Source organism: Pseudovibrio sp. Ad26 (genome assembly GCF_001623285.1).
In the GTDB taxonomy this organism is placed as follows: domain Bacteria; phylum Pseudomonadota; class Alphaproteobacteria; order Rhizobiales; family Stappiaceae; genus Pseudovibrio; species Pseudovibrio ascidiaceicola.
This window is the reverse complement of the sequence record NZ_LMCE01000001.1, coordinates 111344-132408: the sequence shown is the minus strand read 5'-3', so window position 1 is coordinate 132408 and position 21065 is coordinate 111344. Positions and strand designations below refer to the sequence as shown.

Below are 21065 nucleotides of genomic sequence, written 5' to 3'. Positions count from 1 at the left end.
GTGCCTTGCCTTGGGGTTCGGGAATGAATAAGGCAACGGGTACACACACAGAGCTTAAGCTCTCGGCTGGGCGCACGGCTGTCATTGGTGCATTGCTGGTTACAATTGGCCCGCTTTCCATGGCGCTTTACACGCCCGCTCTGCCGACATTGGCGGAAGTGTTTGGGACGACAGCTGCTGTCGCTAAGCTGACACTGACGGTGTATTTTGCTGGCTTTACGCTGGCTCAACTGTTGTGTGGGCCTCTTTCTGATGCGTTTGGGCGCCGTCCGATTATTCTCGGGTTCTTCAGCTTGTATCTGCTTGGCAGTCTTCTTGCTTGGCTCGCGCCGAACATTGAAATGCTGCTGCTTGGCCGCCTGATACAGGGGATCGGTGCCTCCAGCGGAATTGCTGTGGCACGTGCGATTGTGCGGGATCAGTTCTCTGGTGAGGCTGGTGCGCGGATTATGAATTTGCTGGCTGTGATGTTGGGGATCGGGCCAGCTATTTCTCCTACAATTGGAGCTTTAACGCTCAGCGCGTTCGGGTGGCAGGCGATCTTTATTCTGATGGTGATCTATGCCGGATTCATTCTGCTGCTAACGCTCACTGTTCTGCCGGAAACTAATTTCCACCGAGATGTGAAGCTTATTCGTCCGAGGCAGATGGCGACTTCCTATTGGACGCTGCTGAGGTCTTTTGAGTTCATGCAGCCCTCGTTGATCCTCGGATTTACTATTGGCGTAATCTATACGCTCTCGACGGTCTTGCCGTTTGTTTTGATTGAGCGGCTTGGGTTGACGCCTTTGCAGTTCGGCATGGGGATGGTGCTTCAGTCAGGTTCGTTCTTTGCTGGTGGCGTGGTCACTCGGCTGCTTCTACGGCGGTTCAGCACAGAGGCGCTTCTTGGACCTGCGCTGGTTTTGTGTGGCTTGGGTGGATTGGTGCTGTTTACAGTCACGCAGCTTGAATATCTGAGCTTTTTGAGCATCATGATCCCGATTGGTGTGTTTGCTTTTGGCGCTTCAATGGCCCTGCCAGCTCTTTCTATGCGCGGAATGGAGCCGTTTCCCAAGATTGCAGGCGCTGCGTCTGCTTTGATGGGCTTTATGCAGATGGCGGGTGGATTTCTGGGAAGTCTGGTTACCGCAATTGTTGTGCCAGATCCTGTGACCGCTCTGGGTGTTGTGATGCCTGGAATGGCCTTTCTTGCGCTGTTCCTGTTTGTGTTGCCGGTAAAAAAACGAGACGTGGAAGAACAGTCTGTCAGTCCTTAAAAGCACGCTGATCTGATCGCTATGCAGTAAATATCGGCCATATCTTGTAGCGGGTAGAAAAGGTCTTTTGATTTTTGCTGGAAACAAAGGCGATGGGACGCTATGAGGGGCCAGAAATTGGGAGGGAACCCTTATGGCAGAGTTTGATCATGGATTGCTGGAAAGCTCTCAGCGTCCGCTCGTCATGGGCATATTGAACGTAACTCCAGACAGCTTTTCTGATGGCGGTCAGTTTGATGCGCCAGCAGTGGCGTTGGCGCACGCGATTGAGATGGTCGCTGAAGGGGCTGACATTATTGATGTTGGCGGTGAGAGCACGCGGCCCGGAGCGACGGTAGTTCAGGAGCAGGACGAGCTGGAGCGTGTTCTGCCAGTTCTTGAGCTGGTTAAAGAACTGCCGGTGCTGATTTCCATTGATACCTATAAGGCGAGAGTTGCTGCTGAGGCTTGCAAGGCCGGTGCGCATATCGTGAATGACGTTTGGGGGTTACAGAAAGACCCTGAGATGGCTAGTGCTGTGGCGGATGCTGGTGTGCCGGTGGTTATGATGCATAACCGCACTGAAGTGGATGAGCAGCTAGATATCATGAGCGATATTGATCGCTTTTTTGAAAGATCCCTCAAGCTGGCTTCTGATGCAGGCATTCCCGAAGAACACCAGATTCTTGATCCTGGTTTTGGGTTTGGCAAAACTCTTCAACAGAACTATCAGATCCTGAGCCGGCTCTCTGAGCTTGAGAAATTCGGTCGTCCTGTCCTTGCGGGAGCTTCTCGCAAGCGGATGATTGGATATGTGTTGAATAATGAAGCGCCAGAGCGTATGGCTGGATCGCTTGCAGTACATACGCTGGCTCTGCAAAACGGAGCACAGATCCTGCGAGTGCATGATGTGAAACCGCACGTGGATGCAGTACGGATTTTCCAGGCGATGAAGGAACTAGGCGTGAAAATGGATTCTTGATTACTGCCTTACTTCGAGTGTTTCAATCTCAGTAGAGTTCGCTATTAAGAAAATTCCACTTATAGAAGAGCCGTTTATAGTTCGTCGAAAACACTCTCCAGCATAAAATATGGTCGATGTGTAGTATACATTTAAAAGTGGGTAAAAGTAACCGAATGTTACTTGGTTCGTTTGTGCTTAGCTTCTATACTCCCCTATAATTAAATGGATAATATTAATGGTCAAATCATCTGTAAGTGCAGAGGTGCGTGTTCGTTTACGCAGTTGTGTTTCGTATGGATATGCCTAGCAACTTATTGTCAGCGTAGTAATGATTTGGCCAAAGTAAAGAGGTTGGTCCAAGTGACTAATAAAATTGGCTTAACATTAATACTGGCTCTGTTTTCGTTTGGAGTTGTTTTCTCATTTAAACCAAGCCCAGAGTTATTTTCAGAAATGGGACCCTTTGAATTGGCTCAAGCCCTTCTCATGGTTGCAAGTTTAATTATTTGGTGGAGGTTAGCAATCGTTAGGAAGAGGGAAACTTCACGAGATGATAACATTCACTACACGATAGCTATTTTTTTTGCGGTGCTGAGTTTTGTTGTGGTTGGGCGAGAAACCTCTTTTCTAAAGGTGTATGGAGCAGGAGAAAATCTTGAACTTGGACTTATGCTGCTAACCACTGTGATTGCAGTTTCGATCTTGGGGGTTCTTTCTTTACAGTGGTTTCGTACACCGCGCAATACTTGGAGGATTTTTCGAGCTTTTATCTCAACGCCTAATTTTTTCTGGGCTATTTCCTCCTTTGTTTTCATTCTCATGGGGGACTTTTTTGAGAAGGAATGGCTCCCAATTCAGTTTAATATTGTTTGGGAAGAAACATTTGAGTTGATGGGATATTTTGCTATTGTGGTGGCAGCTTTGGTTTCTGAGAGGAGCATTGTTCCCCATGAAGTTTATGAGCAAGAAATTGCAATAAATAAGGCTCTCTCTTAGGAGGGCCGTATTTAAAAACTAAAAAAGCGGCCGAATAATTAATAATAACTAGGCAGCAGCCAATAATGACAGAAGAAAAAATTGTTGCAGCTCTAGGTTTGGGCTCAAATCTTGGCGATACAAAAGCGAATATCGACGGTGCAGTGGCCGCATTGAATGCTGTCGACGGAATCTCAGTTTTGCAGAAATCATCTGACTACCGGACCCCGCCGTGGGGGCCTGTGCCACAGGATGATTACCGCAATTGTTGCATTACCGTGGAGACGGTTCTTTCGCCGCGTGCGCTTTTGAATGCAGGTCTTGACGTTGAGAAGCAGTTGGGCCGTGTGCGTGATGTGCGTTGGGGTCCACGGACGATTGATATTGATCTTCTGATCTATGATCATGCAAGCGTTGAAGAAGAGGGACTTCAGGTGCCTCATCCGCGTATGGGCGAGCGTGCCTTTGTGCTTATTCCGCTTGCAGAGATCTGGCCGGAGGCGCCGCTACTGGACGGACGAACTGCCGCAGAAGCGTTGGAAACTTGCGGAGAGAAAGAAGGCATCTACAAGCTGTAGATGCCTTATCTTTGATCAGGCGGTTTTCATTCTAGCGACCAGATTATCTTTCAGAACGAGCTGATGATACAGCGCTGCGATGACGTGTAGTGCGAATGATGCAAGCAAGACCGGGGCTGCAAAGTCATGGATTGCGGCTGGCGGGATGGTGATGTTTTCTGGCCAGGCTTGCCAGTCTCCTGCCATTGCGAGTTCCATGAGGCCTGCAAACAGTGACATGCTCATGCCGGAGATGACCAGAGCCAGTGGTGCGAGGTAGAGGAGCAAGTGGACCAGCTTGGACAAGCTGATCATGACGATGCCCCAATTGGGATCTGGTTTTGGACGTGCATGCTTGATTAACAAGACGATGCGATAGACCAGGAACAGGCCTGTCAGAGCGCCTAGCCCTGCATGTGCCATGAAGATATTGAGCTTCTCAGGTGAGATTGCGCTTCCTTCGAGAACTTTTCCCAGAATGAAAACAGCAATGATGGTGACGGCGAACAGCCAATGAAGGATGATTGTCGGGCGGCTATATTTTTGTGGTGATGACATTGGGCTTACCTTTGGCGATAGGAATATAGTGATAATAATTTACATGTAAATTAGATGTCAATAATGTAATCAAGTCAAAATATTCAGGAATCCAATGACTGACACGATCTCATACCTGTCTTCCATGGGCCGATTGCTCAACACCTTGTCTGAAGCAGCTTGCAGTCTTGCTGAGGATTACTTGCGTCCACATGAGATTTCCCTGGCACAGTGGGTCGTGCTTTCTGCGCTGTGGCGGCAGGATGGATTAAGCGTTTCGGAGTTGTCGGAGTACTCGAACAAGAAGACTGCTGCGCTTTCTCGCTTGCTGGACCGCATGGAAAGCAAAGAGTTGGTCAGTCGTAGTGCTGTTGAGGATGACAAACGGTCCGTGAAAATACACCTGACGGAGAAAGGGCAGGGGTTGTCTCATCTTATTGATATGTACATGCACGTGAACGGAATTTTGCTGTCAGATCTATCCGATGCTGAGAGGGAACAATTGTTTCCTATGTTGGAGCGTATGCTCAAAAGCGTTCAGGTGAAATCCAGAAAGTCGTGAAATCTGAACCTGATGCTAGCGTTCTCTGTCAAAACAACAGGGGCCTCCGAAAAGAAAATTCATAGAATTTGCATTTTGCTCTTGAAGCTACAGCGACTAGAGGTCTTATCTTCTCTTGCAATGAAGAAATTGCATGGAGTGGATCATGTCCAACGCGGAAGATCGAGGCCAAAAACTCTCTCCGGATGAGATTGAAGATCAAACCACGAAAAGCTGCTGTTCTAACAAAGCGGAGCCACCTCAGGATACTGCGGATTCCTGCTGTTCAGCTAACAGTGTTGCCCAAGAGAACGAGACCTCTTGCTGCTCCTCCGATCATGATAGCTCTGAAGATGATTGCTGCAGTTCAAAGAAAGAACATGAGCATATACATGCTCACACAGGTTGCGGGTGTTCCAGCCAGAGTGAAGCGGCTATTCCCGATGTAACTAACTGGAAGGGCGCACGTTCTTTCCGGGTTGAGGGGCTGTGCTGCGCGGAAGAGATGGGAATTCTTCGCCGTGTTGTTGGGCCTGTTGTTGGTGATCCTGAATACCTTGCGTTTGATGTTTTGAACGGCAAGATGATCGTCTCTCCTGTTGCTCGCGACGTCGCTGATGAGAAGATCATCAAGGCGGTTGATACGACAGGCATGAAGGCTGCTCTGTTCATTGAACAAGAAGCAGCGGATGCACGCGCGAAGCAGCATCGGCGCCTTGGTACATTTACAGTTGCCAGTGGCTTGTTCTGGGCAATTGCGCTTGTTGTTCAGGCGGTTCTGTTTTTCTCCAGCACCAATTCTACGGATGTGTTTAGTGTCTTCCAGTCCGTGCCGTCCGGGCCGGTAGAAGTTCTGTACATGCTCGCCATCGTCGCTGGTTTGCGGTTGGTGGCACCTAAGGGATTGTATGCTCTCAAGACGTTGCGGCCTGATATGAACCTGCTGATGCTGGTTGCTGTCGCTGGTGCTATCGGCATTGGAGAGTGGTTTGAAGGTGCGACGGTTGCCTTCCTGTTTTCTCTCTCGCTTTATCTGGAAAGCTGGAGTGTTGGGCGGGCGCGTAAAGCTGTTGCAGCGCTTATGGATATTGCCCCAACCGTTGTTCGCCTGCTCAAGCCTAACGGAAGTGAAGAGGATGTTCCTGCCAACAGTGTGAAGCCTGGTGCGGCTTTTGTTGTTCGCGGTGGGGATCGTATTCCGCTTGATGGCGTCGTGCTCAAAGGTGTTGGCAGTGTTGATCAGGCCCCTATCACAGGTGAAAGTGTGCCTGTGATGAAAGAGGCTGGTGATGATGTTTATGCTGGTACTATCAACGGGGAAGGCAGCTTTGAAGTAGAAGCGACCAAGGGTGCTGATGACACCATGCTGGCCCGCATCATCCGCATGGTGAGTGAGGCACAGGCCCGGCGTGCTGCGGCTGAACAGTGGGTTGAGAAGTTTGCCCGTGTTTATACGCCAGCTGTGATGGTTCTTGCGATTTTTCTCGCGGCTGTTCCGCCACTGCTGTTTGGTGCGGCATGGATGGATTGGTTCTACCGCGCACTTGTGCTGCTGGTTATTGCCTGCCCATGTGCGCTGGTTATCTCTACGCCTGTCTCCATCGTGGCTGGCTTGACCTCGGCAGCTCGCAATGGCGTGCTGATTAAGGGCGGTGTTTTCCTTGAATTGCCTGCGCGGCTAAAAGCTTTGGCCTTTGACAAGACTGGCACCATAACAAACGGTCTGCCGACTGTGACAGATGTTTATCCGTTGTCTGGACATAGTGTTGAGGAGCTTCTTACACGTGCTGCTTCTTTGGAAGCTCGAAGCTCTCACCCACTTGCAGAAGCGATCCTGACACGCGCTAAGGAAGATGGCGTTGAGTATCAGCCTGCTGAGAACGTTGAGTTGTTGCCGGGGCGAGGCCTTTCTGGCCAGCGTAATGGCAAGAGCTATTGGTTGGGATCTCGCCGGTTCCTGAATGAAAAGGACTTCGAGATTGGCGAAGCTGATGCGAAGGCTCGTGAATTAGAAGCTGAAGGAAAAACTGTTGTTGCTGTGGGCACTGATGCGCACGTTTGCGGGTTGATTGCCCTGGCTGATACCGTTCGCGATACGGCAGAAGAGTTGGTCTCCCAGCTGCATAAAGCTGGCGTTGAGAAGCTGGTGATGCTGACCGGTGATAATAAGGCGACGGCCGAACGTGTTGCGTCTTCTGTCGGGATTGATGAGGTGCGTGCCGAGTTGCTGCCGGAAGATAAGGTGGCAGCCGTTGAGCAGCTCTCTCATGAGTATGAGACAGTTGCGATGATTGGCGATGGTGTGAATGATGCACCTGCGATGGCGCGGGCCAGCTTTGGCGTTGCGATGGGGGCGATTGGCTCTGATGCTGCCATTGAAACCGCTGACATCGCGTTGATGAAAGATGACCTTTCCCGCTTGCCGTGGCTGATTCACCATTCCAAGCGGACGCTCCAGATCATTCATCAGAACATTGCATTTGCTTTTATCGTGAAGGGCATTCTGGTGGTGCTGACCGCAATGGGCTTTGCCAGTCTTTGGGCAGCGATTCTGGGTGATGTGGGAGCCACGCTGATTGTGGTGACCAATGCTCTGCGATTGCTGAAGGATAAAGCGTAATAGCCAAAAGAAAAGCCGAGGTGATTTGCCTCGGCTTTTTGTCTCTTACTTTATGTAGAGCGCAGTTTCATTTGCGATCTGAATGTTTTTGTTGCGCGCGGCACCCATAATCAGGAACCAGTCGATCAACGTCCAGATGCCGAGTGCACCGAGTGTGATGAGCTTGAGGATTCCAAGGCCGATCTGTCCGGTATAGAAGCGGTCAATGCCGAAGCTGCCAAGGAACAGGCCAAGCACGAGTGCTACAACAGGGTTCTTTTCTCTGCCTGCAAACATCACGTCAAAGTCAGACTGTTTTTCAGCTGGGATGTTATCTCTCAGTGCTTTCAACTGCATAAAGTAATTTGCTTTGTTCATAATTCACCTTTCAATTGCACAGGTGTGCGGGTGCAAATTCTTGATTGAAGAAGTAGCTTTTATATCTTCTGATTTGCAATCTGCAAGCGTTATATCGGGTTCTTCCTATCTGAGAAATTACCTAGATATTACAGAGTATTAGCCTATGGATGAAACTCTCTGTAAGAACGAGAAGTGTATTCCCTAACGAGACCCCTTCGGGGAAGATGGCTTGTCGATCCACCATCCTCCTGAACCTTTGCCAGCAATAATCCAGTAGATGAAACCTGCAATAAATCCGGCGGAGGCGGCGATGGATGAGCCGGGGCGGAAGCCTTCGGAGGCGGGTGTTGGGACTGTGGTTCCTGATGTTGAATAGGCGATGACACTGCCAGCCTCGTTGGATGCGTAAAACAGGTCGGCTGGAAGAGCTCCGCCAATGCCCCAAAGTACCAGCGCGATAATACCACCTGCGGATACGTGGTAGATAACGCCGCGCCATTTCATGAGTTCTGCAAAGCCAATTGCGAAGCCGCTCGGTATCAGGGAGAGAGCACCAATCGCGCTTGCAGAGATGATGGTACTCCATGTGATCACGAGCAACTGAATGATGTCAGTCTCTGGTCCACCGTGAACACTCAAAGTTCTGAAAAAGCCCCAGGATAAAAACAGGCCCGCCGCAATGATTGCGAGTGAGAAACCAAGAGCAATCCGGAGCAACTGGATGAAGAGCTTGGTTCCGTCGATCATTGTGCAGTCCTTTGCATCTGTCTCTGGTGTCTAGGAAAACGGCTCGCCCAGAATACACCAAGAGCTACTGAGCAAATGAGGATTTCAAATGCAAATGTCCAGTGCAATATGAAGCTCCAAATATAGTTGTCATAGATAGCTGGAATTTTGACCAGTTCAACTTGAAGTTTGGAAAATGGTGCAAGCCAGAACAGGGGAGCCGCAACACTATCAAGGACCATATGTAAAAGGCCGCCCATACCAAGGCCAAGCGGAATGACACCAACACGGAAGTTCCGATGCAAAAGCACGGCAGACAGGGCAATAAGCATCATCCATGTTATTGGCCAGTGAGTAAGATAGTGCCGGTGATGGGTGCTCTGATTGTCTATGAGATAGAAATAGAGCATGTCAGCGTCAGGTAAGACGCAGCCAATTGAGGTCCAAATGACGAGCTGTCTAGATTTTTGATCGAAGTGTTTGGTTGCTGCTTTTCCGAGCAGATAGCCGGCGGGCAAATGGGCGATAAACATGATTGAAACCAATAGACTATGAAGTTCTGAGAAGCTTCAATCATGACTGTGGCGAGAGTTTGTGATGATCGCACAAAACACGCTGGCTCGCATAATCGATTAGGTTTCAGCTGCTCTCTGTTCTGGTCAGCAGCATGGCTACGCTGATGAAGTGGAAGTCGTAGAGGTGTGGAGCCTCACGGATGCGCTCTTCGCCTCGGGCATAGATGCTGTCGAGGAGCTCGCTGAGATTTGGCGTACCTGAGAGAGTGGCCTGTAGTGGAGCTTCGGTGAAGGCTCGGTAGAAGTTCACCATTTGCTGGGCGTAGGCTGAGGCGTCGTTGTCTTGCTTGTACTGATCAACAAATGAGACAGGTGTTTCATAGCATTCTGCTTTGTCTATCGTGAACAGGTGAGATAGCGAGCCACCCTCGGGATTTACTGGGGCTGTGAGCTGCTCCAAGTTGCGTATATAGACAGGATGATAGTAGCGTTCGTAGGCATCTTGAGAGATTGAGTGGTTGGCGACGTGATCAAGCAAAGACAGATTGAACAAGTTCACGATCCCGTCTGCGGTTGAGACATGTTCATTTCTGCCGACAGTTTGCAGCAGGAGTTTGCCGCCTGGCTTAAGCTCATTTGCCCGTGCCTTCAAAAATGTTTCCAGATCATAGGCAGCCTGTTTCTCGAAGATTTCTTTATCCTGTGCTGAAACTGAGCCTTTCTCGGTAGCGAGGCTCGGGCCGTTTGGCAGAACGTAGTCGGGTAGACGTTCCAATGGGCGCTCTGAGAGGAACACCGTGGCGTTGAAGGATGTGGCGAGATGGGTGGAGTTGGGCGGCAAAAGCCGGTTGAACATGGAACCACCTACAATACTGCCGAAAACAGTTGGGTCGGTGTAGGGCGGCTGGGCACGGTTGCCGATGGCATCAAGCAGGGTGGAATAATCGTTGCTGGGCAGGTCACTATGGATTGTCTGGATCGAGTTGCTCCCACGTTGTCTGGCAGCTTCAGTGAGCTGCGCCATGATCTGCATTGAGTTTGCACCCTCAGAACATCCGTAGTCTACAAAACGCAGGAGAGAGCTATCGTTTGGCATTGGTAGGCTGGCCATGGCTTCATGCAGCCATGGATACACATAGGCAATTGTGGCTTGTTGTGGTGTGGAGTTTTTGTTGTAAAACCCCTTGCCTTTCATGCCAGTGGTTGTGGCGTGCTGTTGAGAGGGATGTGCTTTCTCGGTCATTGCATTGATGTCCAGTTGCTTCATCTGTCCTGAATGGGACGATAGCCGGACTCCGTGCATATGACGTGAATGAGACAAAGAAGGCTGGCGTTTCAGACAAACGCCGGCCTTCTTTTTGCATTCATGCTTTATTTTGCTCAGGCTTCGCCTTGAGCCTGTGCTTTCTCCAGCGCTTCACGCTCAGATTTGCGGAGACGCTCGGATGCTGACTTCAGCTGACCACAGGCTGCAAAGATATCGCGTCCGCGTGGTGTGCGGATTGGCGAAGCATAGCCTGCACGGTTCACAACATCTGCGAACTCTTCGATCTGTTCCCAATCAGAGCACTCATACGGAGAGCCCGGCCATGGGTTGAATGGCAGTAGGTTGATCTTTGCCGGGATGCCTTTGAGCAACTGAACCAGTTTCTTTGCATCTTCCAGGCTGTCGTTTACGCCCTTCAGCATCACGTATTCGAAGGTGATGCGTTTTGCGTTGGACAGGCCTGGATAGTCACGACATGCCTGAAGCAGCGTTTCCAGATTGTACTTCTTGTTGATCGGAACCAGCGTGTTACGCAGCTCGTCATTCACAGCGTGCAGAGAGATTGCCAGCATGCAGCCGATTTCATCACCTGTTCGTGCGATCTCTGGTGTTACACCAGATGTCGACAGGGTGATGCGGCGCTTGGAGAGGGACAGGCCGTCTCCATCAGAGGCGATCAAAAGCGCTTTCTTGACGTTTTCGAAATTATAGAGCGGTTCGCCCATGCCCATCATCACGATATTGGTGATGCGACGACGGTTGGATGTGGATGCATCCAAGCCACCTTCCGGTGCATCTGCATCCGGGAAGTCGTTGAGGCGATCTTTTGCGAGCATGAGCTGCGCAAGGATCTCTTCAGCTGTCAGGTTGCGAACCATCTTCTGTGTGCCGGTGTGGCAGAACGTGCAGGTAAGGGTGCAGCCGACCTGAGAGGAGATGCAGAGTGTACCGCGATCTTCTTCCGGAATGTAGACGGTTTCGACTTCAACTGGCTTGCCAGCGCCGCGTGATGGAAAGCGGAACAGCCATTTACGGGTGCCGTCAACGGAGATCTGTTCAGTGACGATCTCTGGACGGGCAATGGTAAAGGCAAACTCCAGCTTAGTGCGCAGGTCTTTTGAGACATTGCTCATTTTGCCGAAATCAGAAATGCCCCGGACATAGAGCCAGTGCCACAGCTGGTTGACGCGCATGCGGATCTGGCGCTCAGGGACTCCAACTGCAGCAAGGGCATTGCCTAGTTCTTCACGGTTTAAGCCGATCAGAGATGGCTTTTCTTCCTGCACAGGAATGGTTGCAGGAGAAGGGTTTGCTGCGCTGGTTGCCGCCGGATCAGCGGATTTGTGCGCGATGTCTAACGATACCGCCATGGTCATTCACCAGTTTTTCTTAGATGCTTGGCTTTAAGCTTATGTTCTTTGCGTATTCAAACCCGAAAAATGTGCCTCACTTTTCGGCAATACGATCTAGCAGGAAAAATAACAGGTTATGTGTACCCGTTGCTCGCCGCTAAAAATGCGAGAGGCGGTCGCCAGCAGCAACCGCCTACGTATTCGGCACGCTTATAGCCGAAATCGCTTAGTTTGAACATCCCAGATCTCAAATTGCGTGGCGGCAAGCTGGCGCAGGCAAGAGAACTCTGTAAATTCAAACAATTTCGGGCATCAGAACCTTATTGGCAGGCGCTGGATGCGTCTCTGACAGCAGCAGTGATGCCGCTCAAAGAGAATTTGTAGGAAGTTTGGGTGCCACGTGCGGACTGACCAGAAATAGACATGGAACTGCCTGCTTTCATTGCGTCAACCAAACGCTTTTCTTCCGCAGCGTTCTGAACCCATGCGCCGTCACCTTTGGTGAACATGGTGAACTGCTGACCATCAACATTGGTCGTGACCAAGGAACCCTCTTTAAATGGATAACCCACTATAAAGCTTGGTTCATTGGCAACGCCTTCACTTGGACGGGTAGAAACGAAGAAGAAAACTTCTCCATGGTTTCTATCAGTCGGCAGTGACTGTGTTGGTGCGGAAATGGCATAACACACCTTACCACCGCTCTGGGTGTTAAAGGTGTAAGTTGCCCAATCCTTGTTTTCTTTCAAGAGGGCAGGAGACTGCGCATTTGCAGTCGCGCCCGAGATACCAAGAGCCATAAAGGCAGTTATCAGGATACGTGCTTGCATCTTCTCCAAACCGCGTTGCGTACGACAAAATCTGAGATTCTGTGCGAAAACCCATAAAACTTAATGTTAGGGTTACTTTAAAGATGGTTACAAAAGGGTTGATACCCTGTTTTTACAGAGGCAAAAAATTATTTGCCTTTGAACCGCTCTATGAATGCTGCCATCAGAAATCTGGCGGGAGTGTGGCACGCACAGCCATAATATCAAGCGTAAAGCCACTAATGAATTTCTGTTTTAAGTGATCGAAGACAGTAGATATGCAAGTTAATTTTCGATTGTATTTAACGCGCTAGTAAATAAGGGCTAATCGCCTTTAAAAGCTCAGATTTTCCGGCTTATTTTCAAGCTAATTGGCAGCATTTCACCCAGTAAAAAATATGGGCACCTTTCCACATAGTGTGCACAGATTGAGAGAAAATGCGAAGTGTGGAGCCTCAAAGAATTACGAATTTGTAATGTGGTAGAGACTGGGTGTGGGAAAGGGAAACACCTTAAAAATTTATACAAGGCATTTGCTATGGTGAGAAATAAAGGTTGCCGTTTCAGAGTATGTATCAGAAATGGCAACCGTATTTCGAATCACTCATGGGTTGCTATCGAAGCCGGGAACTTTTCGGCCGCTTCGGAAAATCGGAGCTCCGTGAATATGTTCCAGTAACGGATCTTTTGGGGCGCCTGCAGTGAGAGAACGTTCAGCGTACTTTCCGTGTGCCATATAGCGGTCATACAAAACCAGAGCGGCAGCTACACCAACATTCAAGCAGAATTTGGTTGGGATTTTGACGATGTAATCGCAACGATCTTGCATCTCTTGCGAAAGAGAGCCGCGTTCCGGCCCTAGGATATAAGCTGCTTGCAATGGATGCCCAAAGCTTGGAAGTTCGATTGCATCGTCGGTGAGCTCAACACCCACCATTTTACAGCCACGCGGGAACTGCATCTCATCAACTGAGTTCCATGCGAAGTAGGGCAGATGGTCCGGGCTCTTGGATGTATCAGCCTTCATCGCTTTACCAAGGCTTTTGATGTGCGCGTCGACTGTAAAAAAGTAACTTGCTCCGAATGCATGACCAGTACGCATCAGCGTGCCAACATTCATGGATTTGGAAAGCCCTTCAGAGCCAATAGCAAAATAACCGCGCATGCCCAGTTTTTCTCGTTGTTGATGTTGTGCGCTTCATACCTCCAACTGTGGTGTTACCGCAAGTGTAGCGGCATGTATGGGTGGTTTAATCGTAAAATGACACCAAAGACGGCTTTGAGATTTTGTGGTTGCCCGTGTAATTTTGGAGGTCAGAGAGAGGGCCACATTTTATGAAAGCTGTTATCTGCGAAAAACTTGGGGGGCCGGATGATCTGGTCGTTCGAGAACTGGACGACCCGAATGTTGGAGCTGGAGAGGTGTTGGTTCGTGTGAAAGCGGCGGCACTCAATTACTTCGATACATTGATCATTCAAGGGAAGTATCAGTTTAAGCCAGAGCTTCCATTTTCGCCATCGGGTGAAATGGCGGGCATTGTTGAAGCCGTCGGTGATGGTGTTTCGCGGCTCAAGGTTGGGGATCGGGTAGCCTCCTACGCGAAATGGGGAGCTGCAAGAGAGCTATATGTTGCTCCTGAGCATGAACTTGTGCGGGTGCCGGATGAGGTTTCGCTCAAGCATGCAGCTGGACTTTTGATCACTTACGGAACGGCTATTCACGGCCTTCGTAGCCGGGCGCGGTTACAGGCGGGGGAGACGGTTGCTGTGTTAGGTGCCTCTGGTGGAGCAGGGCAGGCTGCTGTGGAGGTTGCAAAGCTGATGGGAGCCCGGGTGATTGCTTGCGCGTCTTCGGAAGATAAGCTTGCTCACGCAAAAGCTTGCGGCGCTGATGTTCTGGTCAACTATTCTGAGGGTGGTCTGAAACAGAAGCTGAAGGATCTAACGGATGGTAAAGGGCTTGAGGTGGTCTATGACGTCATAGGCGGGGATCATGCTGATGATGCCTTGCGCGCTACGGGATGGCGTGGACGTTATCTGGTTGTTGGATTTGCCTCTGGAACGATCCAAAAGATACCTGCGAACCTTACCCTGCTGAAAGGCTGTGACGTTCTGGGCGTGTTCTGGGGGGAGGCAGTCGTTCGTGAGCCTGAGGAGCATCACAAGGATTGCGAGCAACTGTTCCAATGGGTGGCTGATGGAAAACTGAAGCCGCATATCCATGCGGAATATCCGCTGGAAGACATTGCTCTGGGATTGGAGGAAATCTCCAGCCGCAGAGCCAAAGGCAAAGTGCTGCTCATTCCTTGATGGATAGATACGGAAAAAGCGGGAGATGCTCCCGCTTTTTATCGTCAAGTTGTAAGCCAGACTTCGTGAGATCAGACTTCCAGCATAGCCATGACTGGTGCGTGGTCGGATGGTTTTTCCCAGCCGCGTGCGTCACGGATAATCTGGACGTCTTTGGTGTGCTGTGCTGTCTCCGGGGTCATCCAGACATGGTCGAGACGGCGGCCTTTGTTGGAGGCTGACCAGTCTTTGGCACGGTAGCTCCACCAGGTGTAAATCTTCTCGTCCATCGGCATGTACTTGCGCATGGTATCTACGTAGTTGCCAGCTTCTCGCACATCTTCAAGGCGCTGGCATTCCAGCGGTGTGTGAGAGACGACTTTGATGAGTTGCTTGTGAGACCAGACATCGTTTTCGTAAGGTGCGATATTCAGGTCGCCGACGACGACTGACTGGCCGTCGAAGCCTTTGAACCAGCTTTCCATTTCATCGAGGAACTTGAGCTTGTGAGCGAACTTGTCGTTGACCTCAGGGTCCGGCACATCGCCACCTGCTGGGACGTAGAAGTTATGGATGCGGACTTTACCACCATTAAAGGCAACATCAGCAGCGATGTGGCGGGTGTCGCCCATCTCGCAGAACTCTTTGCGCTCAACATTCTCCAGCGGCACGCGTGAGAGAAAGGCTACGCCGTGGTAACCCTTTTGACCGTGTACCTCTACATGACGATAGCCCAGCTTATTGATTGCAGCCGTTGGGAAGCTTCCATCCGGGCACTTTGTTTCCTGCAGGCACAAAACGTCAGGGGCGTGATCCAGTAACATTTTCTCGACAATAGGAAGGCGGAGGCGGACTGAGTTAATGTTCCACGTTACAATCTTGAGGCGGTTCGTCATGGGGGCGTGTTTACCTGCTTTGGAGAATCATACCTCAAACCTAAGGCTTAGGCGGGGTTCTGGCTAGAAAAACTGATGTGAACGATGAATTTGTTCACGTTATATTCTTCAAAGCAAGACATAAATTGCTTCTAAAACCCGATGTTTTGTCAGCGCACGTTGTTAGCCCCTTGGTGGCACTCTTCTCCTAATTATGCTGGCTGTTGGTTTTGGCCAGCCTGCAATTAGGACTAGGGTCAAATGAAATACGCAATGCTTGTAGGCTGTTGTCTGGCAGCAGGTGTCGTGGCTCAATCTGTGAACGCAAACAGCTTGTCTACGCGTTCCGGGTCCGTTGACTATCCCGGATTCCAGCAGGTTCAGTTCAATGAGCGCAGCAATATTATCCCGCCCATCAAGCCTTTAGATCGCCCAGTTGAGCCGGGAGATAGTTTGAGGCCGGGGCAGGCACAACCCTACTTACCAACGGATCGGGATGCGGATCATTCGCAGTTTAACCCTCCTCCGGGAGCTTATCCTGCAGGATCTGCACGTCCGGGTTCTTTGCCTCCACCACTTCCGGGTCCTTCAGGACCTCTGCCTGCAGCTCCACCGATTACAGGATTGCCTCCTTCACCGGGATCACCTGGTTCACCCGGATTCAGCGGACCGTCCTACGGGGGGCCTTCTTATGGCCGGTAATACCTTAGAGAGTCTGGAGGGGAGCATTATGAAAATTTTGGCTTGGGTGATTGCTGGTCTTGTTCTTCTGGCCGTCCTTATTTACTCCAATGCTGCCTTCGCGCAACGCGGACACGCCGGATACACCACAAACGGTGTAAACATGAGGACGGGACCTGGAACCAGATATCCTGTCATCACGACAATACCAGCGGGCGGTGTGGTTTTCATCAATTACTGCACCAAGAACGGTTCATGGTGTGACCTGACATTCCGAGGTGCTCCGGGGTGGGTTTCTGCCAGATATATTCGATATGGAGTTGCAGGACCGCACTACTCTCGTACACTTCCTTATGTCGCACCGTATGTGGGTCTGCCCTTTGTCTATCGACGCTATCCAGTTTACCCGCGTTATCCGCGTTGGCGTCCATATCCACGCCCACGGTATGAAATTCCCGCTTATCCGTTGCAACCGTCACGGCCAATTGCTCCACCGTCACGGCCAGCTATCCCGTTAACACCAGCTCAACCGATTGCGCCGCCGTCAATACCGGCTACACCGTTGTCGCCTGCTCGATAGAAGAGAGCTCACGAGTTGCCTCGTGAGCTCTTATTTCTCTATATCTTATGCTGCCAGCTGACTTCATGGTATTCGAAGGCGCTTCCAGCCTTACGAACATGCCCTAGGCCGGGGAAGTCATGGTGGATGCCGACGACTGGTGTTCGATCTGCCGAAACCTGATCCAGTATTCTGCGCCGTGTTTGTCGAGCTACTTCCTGATCGGTATCGAATGCGATTGTCCAATCCGGGTTCGCAAACTGGAGCCCAATGGAGTGGACTGTGTCACCCCAGATCAGCACTTCTTCATTATTGGAGTGAAGGCGGATGCCCATATGTCCGGGTGTGTGACCGGGGAGCAAGACGACGTCCAGCCCCTTGATGAACTCGCCATCTTTGCTGATGAGTGTTTTGCGGTTTTCATAAGGCTTTGAAACATTCTGAGCGAGATCGACGAAATGCTGGAGGTCTTTGGGGAACTTTGAGCGTGTGCCTTCATCATGCCAGAAGTTGTATTCGACCTCATGAACGATGAACTCAGCGTTTGGGAAGAGCTTTTCGCCCGATTTAGAGATCAGCCCCCCTACGTGATCGATGTGTAGATGCGTGAGCACTACAGCATCTACATCAGAGGCGTCATAGCCAGTTGCTTTCAGGTTTTGATGGAAACGGCCAAGTGTCGGACCCATTAGATCAGCGGTGCCAGTATCGACCACTACCAACTTGTCGCCCGTATTAATGAGATATCCGTTTACAGAGATAGACATGTCCGCTGTGTTGGGGCTGAGGAAATTTTGCTTTAGAGTCTTCTCAGCTACCTTTTGGTCAAACCCAATGACCAATGACGGATCTAAACCCAAGTGTCCGTCCAGAATTGCTGTAACTTCAATGTCTCCTACCGAGAAGCGATAGATGCCGGGAACCTGTGTTCCGATTTTGGGCGCTGCTGCGAGCGCAATAGATGACATTGCCGGGGCAACTGCACCAGCACCTGCAATGGACGCGGCTGCGGATATAAAAGATCGGCGTGAAAGTGTCATGAAAGGCTCCTCATTTACAAGCATGAGAGCAATATTGTGGGGTTGATACTGGAAGTGCAGAGGCCCAAGCCTTATCTTGGATATAAGCAGTGCTTATGGAGCAGTTATGGATCTTCTGAATTTGCTGGAGAGTTTTGTTCGCGTCATTGACAACGGGTCGTTGAGTGGTGGTGCGCGTCAACGCCATATCAGTCAGCCCGCTATGAGCCAGCAACTGAACCTGCTTGAAGCGCAGGTCGGGCAAGAGCTTGTTTTCCGAACTAACAAAGGCGTTAAGCCGACAGTTGCTGGAAAGATCGTTTATGAGCATGCTCAAAAGATGCTGCGCCAGAGCGCTCTGATGTTTGAAGAGGTACAGGACCAAGCAGCAGCAGAGAGTGGTTCACTGGTTGTTTCTGTTTCTCAGGCTATGGGAGCTGACATAATCACTCCGCTTATCTTCGACCTTCGAAAGCAATACCCAGATCTTTCAGTCTCAATTAAAATGGATGATGATCTGATTGATGTTGTGCAAACCGGTATCGATTTAGCGATCCGTACAGGCATCACCGGAGATACCTCTGGGATTTCCAGAAAAATTGCGATTGTTGAAACCTGTTTGGCAGCCAGCCCGGACTATCTTGCAAAGCATGGTATGCCGCAAACTCCCGAAGCGCTGTCTGACCTCAACTACATTCAATACAGATACGAGAAGTTGGTTAGTTCGCTGGATATGTTCCGACATGGGCAAAAGCAGGTGGTTGCTTTGAAGTCTGAGTTTGTCGCTGGGCACCCCCAGGTGATGGTGCAGGCCTTGTTGAACTCAGTTGGATTTACGCGCATGCCGTTGTTTATGATGCGAGATTTTGAGGCAAACGGGCAATTACAACGGCTACTTCCTGACTATCAGTGCGAGGAGAAACCGGTCTACCTTGTCTACCCTTCACGCGATGCGGTGACACGTAAAACCGAGATCTTCATTGATGCAATGATTGAACGATTCCGGGATGCTCCGGGCATACGGTTGGTTGGGCAGAAGCCTGTTCAAATTGCCCAACCTGCCTAATTTTATAGGTCTTAGACAGTCTCGTTGACCTGCTCATCCACAATGCGGACAATGTCTGACATGATTTCTGTCAGGTGGAAGTCCTTTGGTGTGTAAACGGCTGCAACACCTGCTTTTTTCAGTTCTTCGGCATCCTCTGACGGTATAATGCCGCCAATAATAATCGGAATGTCCTCCAAGCCGTTTTCTTTCATTTTGTCGAGCACATCATGGACCAGTGCCAAATGTGAGCCAGACAGGATCGACAGGCCGACGACGTGGACGCCTTCTTCAAGAGCGGCGTTGACGATTTGGGCAGGGGTCAAGCGAATGCCTTCGTAAACAACTTCCATGCCGCAATCACGGGCACGCACTGCGATCTGCTCTGCGCCATTGGAGTGGCCATCCAGCCCCGGTTTGCCAACGAGGAATTTAAGGCGTCGACCCAGCTTCTCTGAAAGCTCGGAGACTTTTTGCTGCACCTCTGCAAGGCTCTCGTTGTCGTCTGGTACCGCTTTGCCGACGCCAGTTGGAGCACGATATTCGCCGAAGACTTCACGCAGGGCAGCGCCCCATTCTCCAGTCGTCGCACCTGCCTGAGCTGCTTTGATGGATGCTTCCATAATGTTGTTGTCAGAAGAAGCTGCCGCGCGGAGCTCCAGTAGAGCGGATTTAACAGCGTTCTCGTCACGTTCAGCTCGCCAGGCCTGAATGCGCTGGATGGCTTCTTCTTCAACATGCTCAGGAACCGTGAGGATGCCGCCGTCTTCATCTGATGCCAGTGGAGATGGTTCAGTTTCAGTCCATTTGTTGACGCCGACGACGATCTGATCGCCAGATTCAATGCCTGCCAGACGCTTGGAGTTGGACTCCACGAGCTTCTGCTTCATATAGCTGGATTCAACGGCTGCAACTGCACCACCCATTTCTGCGATGCGGGCAAGTTCTTCTCTTGCTTGTTCTTTGAGCGCTTCGACCTTGGTTTCAATCTCTTTGGAGCCATCGAAGATATCTGCATATTCCAACAGGTCCGTCTCATAGGCCATGATTTGCTGCATGCGCAGAGACCATTGCTGGTCGAACGGTCGCGGGAGGCCAAGAGCTTCGTTCCATGCTGGTAGCTGAACGGCACGAGCGCGCGCGTTTTTAGAGAGAACAACAGCCAGCATCTCAACGAGAATGCGGTATACGTTGTTTTCTGGTTGCGGTTCTGTCAAGCCGAGTGAGTTGACCTGAACGCCATACCGGAAGCGACGGTAACGCTCTTCTTCAACGCCATAACGATCGCGACAAATTTCATCCCATAGCTCTGTAAATGCTCGCATTTTGCACATCTCGGTGATGAAGCGCATGCCTGCATTTACGAAGAAGGAAATCCGGCCCACGAGTTTCGGGAAATCGCTTTCGGAAATGACACCAGAAGCGCGGACATTGTCCAGAATTGCGATAGCAGTCGCGAGCGCGAAGGAGAGTTCCTGCACTGGTGTCGCGCCTGCTTCCTGCAGATGGTAGGAACACACGTTCATCGGGTTCCATTTGGGCATGTTGGTGTAGGTCCATGAAATCACGTCGGTTGTGAGACGCATGGATGGTGCTGGTGGGAAGACGTAGGTGCCGCGTGACAAGTACTCCTTGATTAGATCATTCTGTGTGGTGCCAGCCAGCAGCGAGCGGTCTGCGCCTTGCTCATCAGCAGCAGCCACATAGAGCGCAAGCAGCCACGGGGCTGTTGCGTTGATCGTCATGGAGGTGTTCATGCGCTCCAGCGGGATTTCGTTGAAGAGGGTACGCATGTCTCCCAGATGAGAGATGGGTACTCCAACCTTGCCAACCTCACCGCGCGAGAGCGGATGGTCCGGGTCGTACCCCGTTTGGGTTGGGAGATCGAACGCGACAGAAAGGCCCGTCTGACCCTTTGCGAGGTTCGTGCGGTAGAGCCGGTTGCTGTCTGCAGCGTTGGAATGTCCTGCATATGTGCGGAACATCCACGGACGGTCTTTAGTTGCGCCTTTAGGTGAACCGGTACTCATAGTCTATTGCCTCCCTGATCCTCCCAGCATTTTATAAGGGACAAGATCTCAATTCTGCCTACACCTTTGCATAGGTTTTAGTGGTTGGTGCAATGCAACATTAGAAGAAGTATTCTTCGCAAGTTAA

At 50.7% G+C, this 21065-nt stretch carries 21 protein-coding genes; 10 read left to right on the top strand and 11 right to left on the bottom strand.

Features of this window, described 5'->3' with window-relative positions:
- Positions 1 to 23 precede the first annotated feature (23 nt).
- From PsAD26_RS00665 to folK, 4 genes are all read left to right on the top strand, one after another.
- Entirely contained in the window at positions 24 to 1259 is a 1236-nt protein-coding gene (locus tag PsAD26_RS00665; RefSeq protein WP_063308865.1) for a multidrug effflux MFS transporter, read from the top strand.
- Positions 1260 to 1392: 133 nt separating this feature from the next.
- Positions 1393 to 2220, top strand: coding sequence for a dihydropteroate synthase (folP, locus tag PsAD26_RS00660; RefSeq protein ID WP_063308864.1), 828 nt, complete (start codon positions 1393 to 1395; stop codon positions 2218 to 2220).
- Positions 2221 to 2562: 342 nt separating this feature from the next.
- The gene (locus tag PsAD26_RS00655) at positions 2563 to 3198 is read left to right on the top strand and encodes a hypothetical protein (RefSeq protein WP_153041430.1); all 636 of its coding nucleotides are present in this window, start codon (positions 2563 to 2565) and stop codon (positions 3196 to 3198) included.
- 65 nt (positions 3199 to 3263) lie between these two features.
- Complete coding sequence (gene folK / locus PsAD26_RS00650; protein WP_063308862.1) at positions 3264 to 3755, top strand: 2-amino-4-hydroxy-6-hydroxymethyldihydropteridine diphosphokinase; 492 nt, start codon at positions 3264 to 3266, stop codon at positions 3753 to 3755.
- Positions 3756 to 3770: 15 nt separating this feature from the next.
- On the opposite strand, the gene PsAD26_RS00645 is transcribed toward folK, so the two are convergent.
- On the bottom strand, positions 3771 to 4292 hold the full coding sequence (locus PsAD26_RS00645; protein ID WP_063308861.1) for a cytochrome b/b6 domain-containing protein: 522 nt from the start codon (positions 4290 to 4292) through the stop codon (positions 3771 to 3773).
- Positions 4293 to 4386: 94 nt separating this feature from the next.
- Here PsAD26_RS00645 and PsAD26_RS00640 point away from each other — a divergent pair, with 94 nt between their 5' ends.
- Together PsAD26_RS00640 and PsAD26_RS00635 are read left to right on the top strand one after the other, a co-directional pair.
- A complete protein-coding gene (locus PsAD26_RS00640) occupies positions 4387 to 4833 on the top strand; it encodes a MarR family transcriptional regulator (RefSeq protein WP_063308860.1) in 447 nt (148 codons plus the stop codon).
- A gap of 145 nt (positions 4834 to 4978) precedes the next feature.
- A complete protein-coding gene (locus PsAD26_RS00635) occupies positions 4979 to 7432 on the top strand; it encodes a cation-translocating P-type ATPase (RefSeq protein ID WP_208985434.1) in 2454 nt (817 codons plus the stop codon).
- A gap of 45 nt (positions 7433 to 7477) precedes the next feature.
- Here the strand turns inward: PsAD26_RS00635 and PsAD26_RS00630 are convergent, their stop codons facing one another.
- The 7 genes from PsAD26_RS00630 to PsAD26_RS00600 all read right to left on the bottom strand — a co-directional run bounded on the left by PsAD26_RS00630 (position 7478) and on the right by PsAD26_RS00600 (position 13605).
- Complete coding sequence (locus tag PsAD26_RS00630; protein ID WP_057460745.1) at positions 7478 to 7789, bottom strand: TM2 domain-containing protein; 312 nt, start codon at positions 7787 to 7789, stop codon at positions 7478 to 7480.
- Between the two features lie 183 nt (positions 7790 to 7972).
- The gene (locus PsAD26_RS00625) at positions 7973 to 8518 is read right to left on the bottom strand and encodes a hypothetical protein (protein WP_063294504.1); all 546 of its coding nucleotides are present in this window, start codon (positions 8516 to 8518) and stop codon (positions 7973 to 7975) included.
- Positions 8515 to 9030, bottom strand: coding sequence for a metal-dependent hydrolase (locus PsAD26_RS00620; RefSeq protein WP_063294503.1), 516 nt, complete (start codon positions 9028 to 9030; stop codon positions 8515 to 8517). The genes PsAD26_RS00625 and PsAD26_RS00620 overlap by 4 nt, the downstream gene beginning before the upstream one ends.
- Positions 9031 to 9136: 106 nt before the next feature.
- Positions 9137 to 10255, bottom strand: a complete 1119-nt coding sequence (locus PsAD26_RS00615; protein ID WP_063308890.1) for a hypothetical protein — start codon at positions 10253 to 10255, stop codon at positions 9137 to 9139.
- A gap of 137 nt (positions 10256 to 10392) precedes the next feature.
- Positions 10393 to 11655 (bottom strand): 23S rRNA (adenine(2503)-C(2))-methyltransferase RlmN, encoded by a 1263-nt coding sequence (rlmN, locus tag PsAD26_RS00610; RefSeq protein WP_109316522.1) that lies wholly within the window; start codon positions 11653 to 11655, stop codon positions 10393 to 10395.
- A 296-nt stretch (positions 11656 to 11951) separates the two neighbouring features.
- A complete protein-coding gene (locus tag PsAD26_RS00605) occupies positions 11952 to 12431 on the bottom strand; it encodes an invasion associated locus B family protein (protein ID WP_063286442.1) in 480 nt (159 codons plus the stop codon).
- A gap of 613 nt (positions 12432 to 13044) precedes the next feature.
- A complete protein-coding gene (locus tag PsAD26_RS00600; RefSeq protein WP_063308858.1) occupies positions 13045 to 13605 on the bottom strand; it encodes an RNA methyltransferase in 561 nt (186 codons plus the stop codon).
- Positions 13606 to 13775: 170 nt separating this feature from the next.
- Here PsAD26_RS00600 and PsAD26_RS00595 point away from each other — a divergent pair, with 170 nt between their 5' ends.
- On the top strand, positions 13776 to 14750 hold the full coding sequence (locus PsAD26_RS00595) for an NADPH:quinone oxidoreductase family protein (RefSeq protein WP_063308857.1): 975 nt from the start codon (positions 13776 to 13778) through the stop codon (positions 14748 to 14750).
- Positions 14751 to 14821: 71 nt separating this feature from the next.
- Here the strand turns inward: PsAD26_RS00595 and xth are convergent, their stop codons facing one another.
- The gene (gene xth / locus PsAD26_RS00590; protein WP_193758228.1) at positions 14822 to 15625 is read right to left on the bottom strand and encodes an exodeoxyribonuclease III; all 804 of its coding nucleotides are present in this window, start codon (positions 15623 to 15625) and stop codon (positions 14822 to 14824) included.
- A 240-nt stretch (positions 15626 to 15865) separates the two neighbouring features.
- Here xth and PsAD26_RS29250 point away from each other — a divergent pair, with 240 nt between their 5' ends.
- Positions 15866 to 16306 (top strand): hypothetical protein, encoded by a 441-nt coding sequence (locus PsAD26_RS29250; RefSeq protein ID WP_139226324.1) that lies wholly within the window; start codon positions 15866 to 15868, stop codon positions 16304 to 16306.
- A 28-nt stretch (positions 16307 to 16334) separates the two neighbouring features.
- Positions 16335 to 16865 carry an SH3 domain-containing protein gene (locus tag PsAD26_RS28675; RefSeq protein WP_208985433.1) on the top strand — a complete coding sequence of 177 codons (531 nt, stop codon included), beginning with the start codon at positions 16335 to 16337 and terminating at the stop codon, positions 16863 to 16865.
- A gap of 38 nt (positions 16866 to 16903) precedes the next feature.
- Here the strand turns inward: PsAD26_RS28675 and PsAD26_RS00580 are convergent, their stop codons facing one another.
- Positions 16904 to 17884 (bottom strand): MBL fold metallo-hydrolase, encoded by a 981-nt coding sequence (locus tag PsAD26_RS00580; RefSeq protein ID WP_063308855.1) that lies wholly within the window; start codon positions 17882 to 17884, stop codon positions 16904 to 16906.
- Between the two features lie 106 nt (positions 17885 to 17990).
- Here PsAD26_RS00580 and PsAD26_RS00575 point away from each other — a divergent pair, with 106 nt between their 5' ends.
- Entirely contained in the window at positions 17991 to 18929 is a 939-nt protein-coding gene (locus tag PsAD26_RS00575; RefSeq protein WP_063308854.1) for a LysR family transcriptional regulator, read from the top strand.
- An 11-nt stretch (positions 18930 to 18940) separates the two neighbouring features.
- Here PsAD26_RS00575 and PsAD26_RS00570 read toward each other — a convergent pair whose 3' ends face one another.
- Positions 18941 to 20938 (bottom strand): protein meaA, encoded by a 1998-nt coding sequence (locus PsAD26_RS00570; protein ID WP_063308853.1) that lies wholly within the window; start codon positions 20936 to 20938, stop codon positions 18941 to 18943.
- Positions 20939 to 21065 lie beyond the last annotated feature (127 nt).

Coding starts and splice junctions, on each gene's coding strand:
- PsAD26_RS00615 (WP_063308890.1), bottom strand. CDS start 10,255: ATGACCGAGAAAGCACATCCCTCTCAACAGCACGCCACAACCACTGGC.
- PsAD26_RS00595 (WP_063308857.1), top strand. CDS start 13,776: ATGAAAGCTGTTATCTGCGAAAAACTTGGGGGGCCGGATGATCTGGTC.
- PsAD26_RS00570 (WP_063308853.1), bottom strand. CDS start 20,938: ATGAGTACCGGTTCACCTAAAGGCGCAACTAAAGACCGTCCGTGGATG.
- PsAD26_RS29250 (WP_139226324.1), top strand. CDS start 15,866: ATGAAATACGCAATGCTTGTAGGCTGTTGTCTGGCAGCAGGTGTCGTG.
- PsAD26_RS00620 (WP_063294503.1), bottom strand. CDS start 9,030: ATGTTTATCGCCCATTTGCCCGCCGGCTATCTGCTCGGAAAAGCAGCA.
- PsAD26_RS00635 (WP_208985434.1), top strand. CDS start 4,979: ATGTCCAACGCGGAAGATCGAGGCCAAAAACTCTCTCCGGATGAGATT.
- rlmN (WP_109316522.1), bottom strand. CDS start 11,655: ATGACCATGGCGGTATCGTTAGACATCGCGCACAAATCCGCTGATCCG.
- PsAD26_RS00600 (WP_063308858.1), bottom strand. CDS start 13,605: ATGCGCGGTTATTTTGCTATTGGCTCTGAAGGGCTTTCCAAATCCATG.
- PsAD26_RS00630 (WP_057460745.1), bottom strand. CDS start 7,789: ATGAACAAAGCAAATTACTTTATGCAGTTGAAAGCACTGAGAGATAAC.
- PsAD26_RS00665 (WP_063308865.1), top strand. CDS start 24: ATGAATAAGGCAACGGGTACACACACAGAGCTTAAGCTCTCGGCTGGG.
- xth (WP_193758228.1), bottom strand. CDS start 15,625: ATGACGAACCGCCTCAAGATTGTAACGTGGAACATTAACTCAGTCCGC.
- PsAD26_RS00575 (WP_063308854.1), top strand. CDS start 17,991: ATGGATCTTCTGAATTTGCTGGAGAGTTTTGTTCGCGTCATTGACAAC.
- PsAD26_RS28675 (WP_208985433.1), top strand. CDS start 16,335: ATGAAAATTTTGGCTTGGGTGATTGCTGGTCTTGTTCTTCTGGCCGTC.
- PsAD26_RS00640 (WP_063308860.1), top strand. CDS start 4,387: ATGACTGACACGATCTCATACCTGTCTTCCATGGGCCGATTGCTCAAC.
- PsAD26_RS00580 (WP_063308855.1), bottom strand. CDS start 17,884: ATGACACTTTCACGCCGATCTTTTATATCCGCAGCCGCGTCCATTGCA.
- folK (WP_063308862.1), top strand. CDS start 3,264: ATGACAGAAGAAAAAATTGTTGCAGCTCTAGGTTTGGGCTCAAATCTT.
- PsAD26_RS00625 (WP_063294504.1), bottom strand. CDS start 8,518: ATGATCGACGGAACCAAGCTCTTCATCCAGTTGCTCCGGATTGCTCTT.
- PsAD26_RS00605 (WP_063286442.1), bottom strand. CDS start 12,431: ATGGCTCTTGGTATCTCGGGCGCGACTGCAAATGCGCAGTCTCCTGCC.
- folP (WP_063308864.1), top strand. CDS start 1,393: ATGGCAGAGTTTGATCATGGATTGCTGGAAAGCTCTCAGCGTCCGCTC.
- PsAD26_RS00645 (WP_063308861.1), bottom strand. CDS start 4,292: ATGTCATCACCACAAAAATATAGCCGCCCGACAATCATCCTTCATTGG.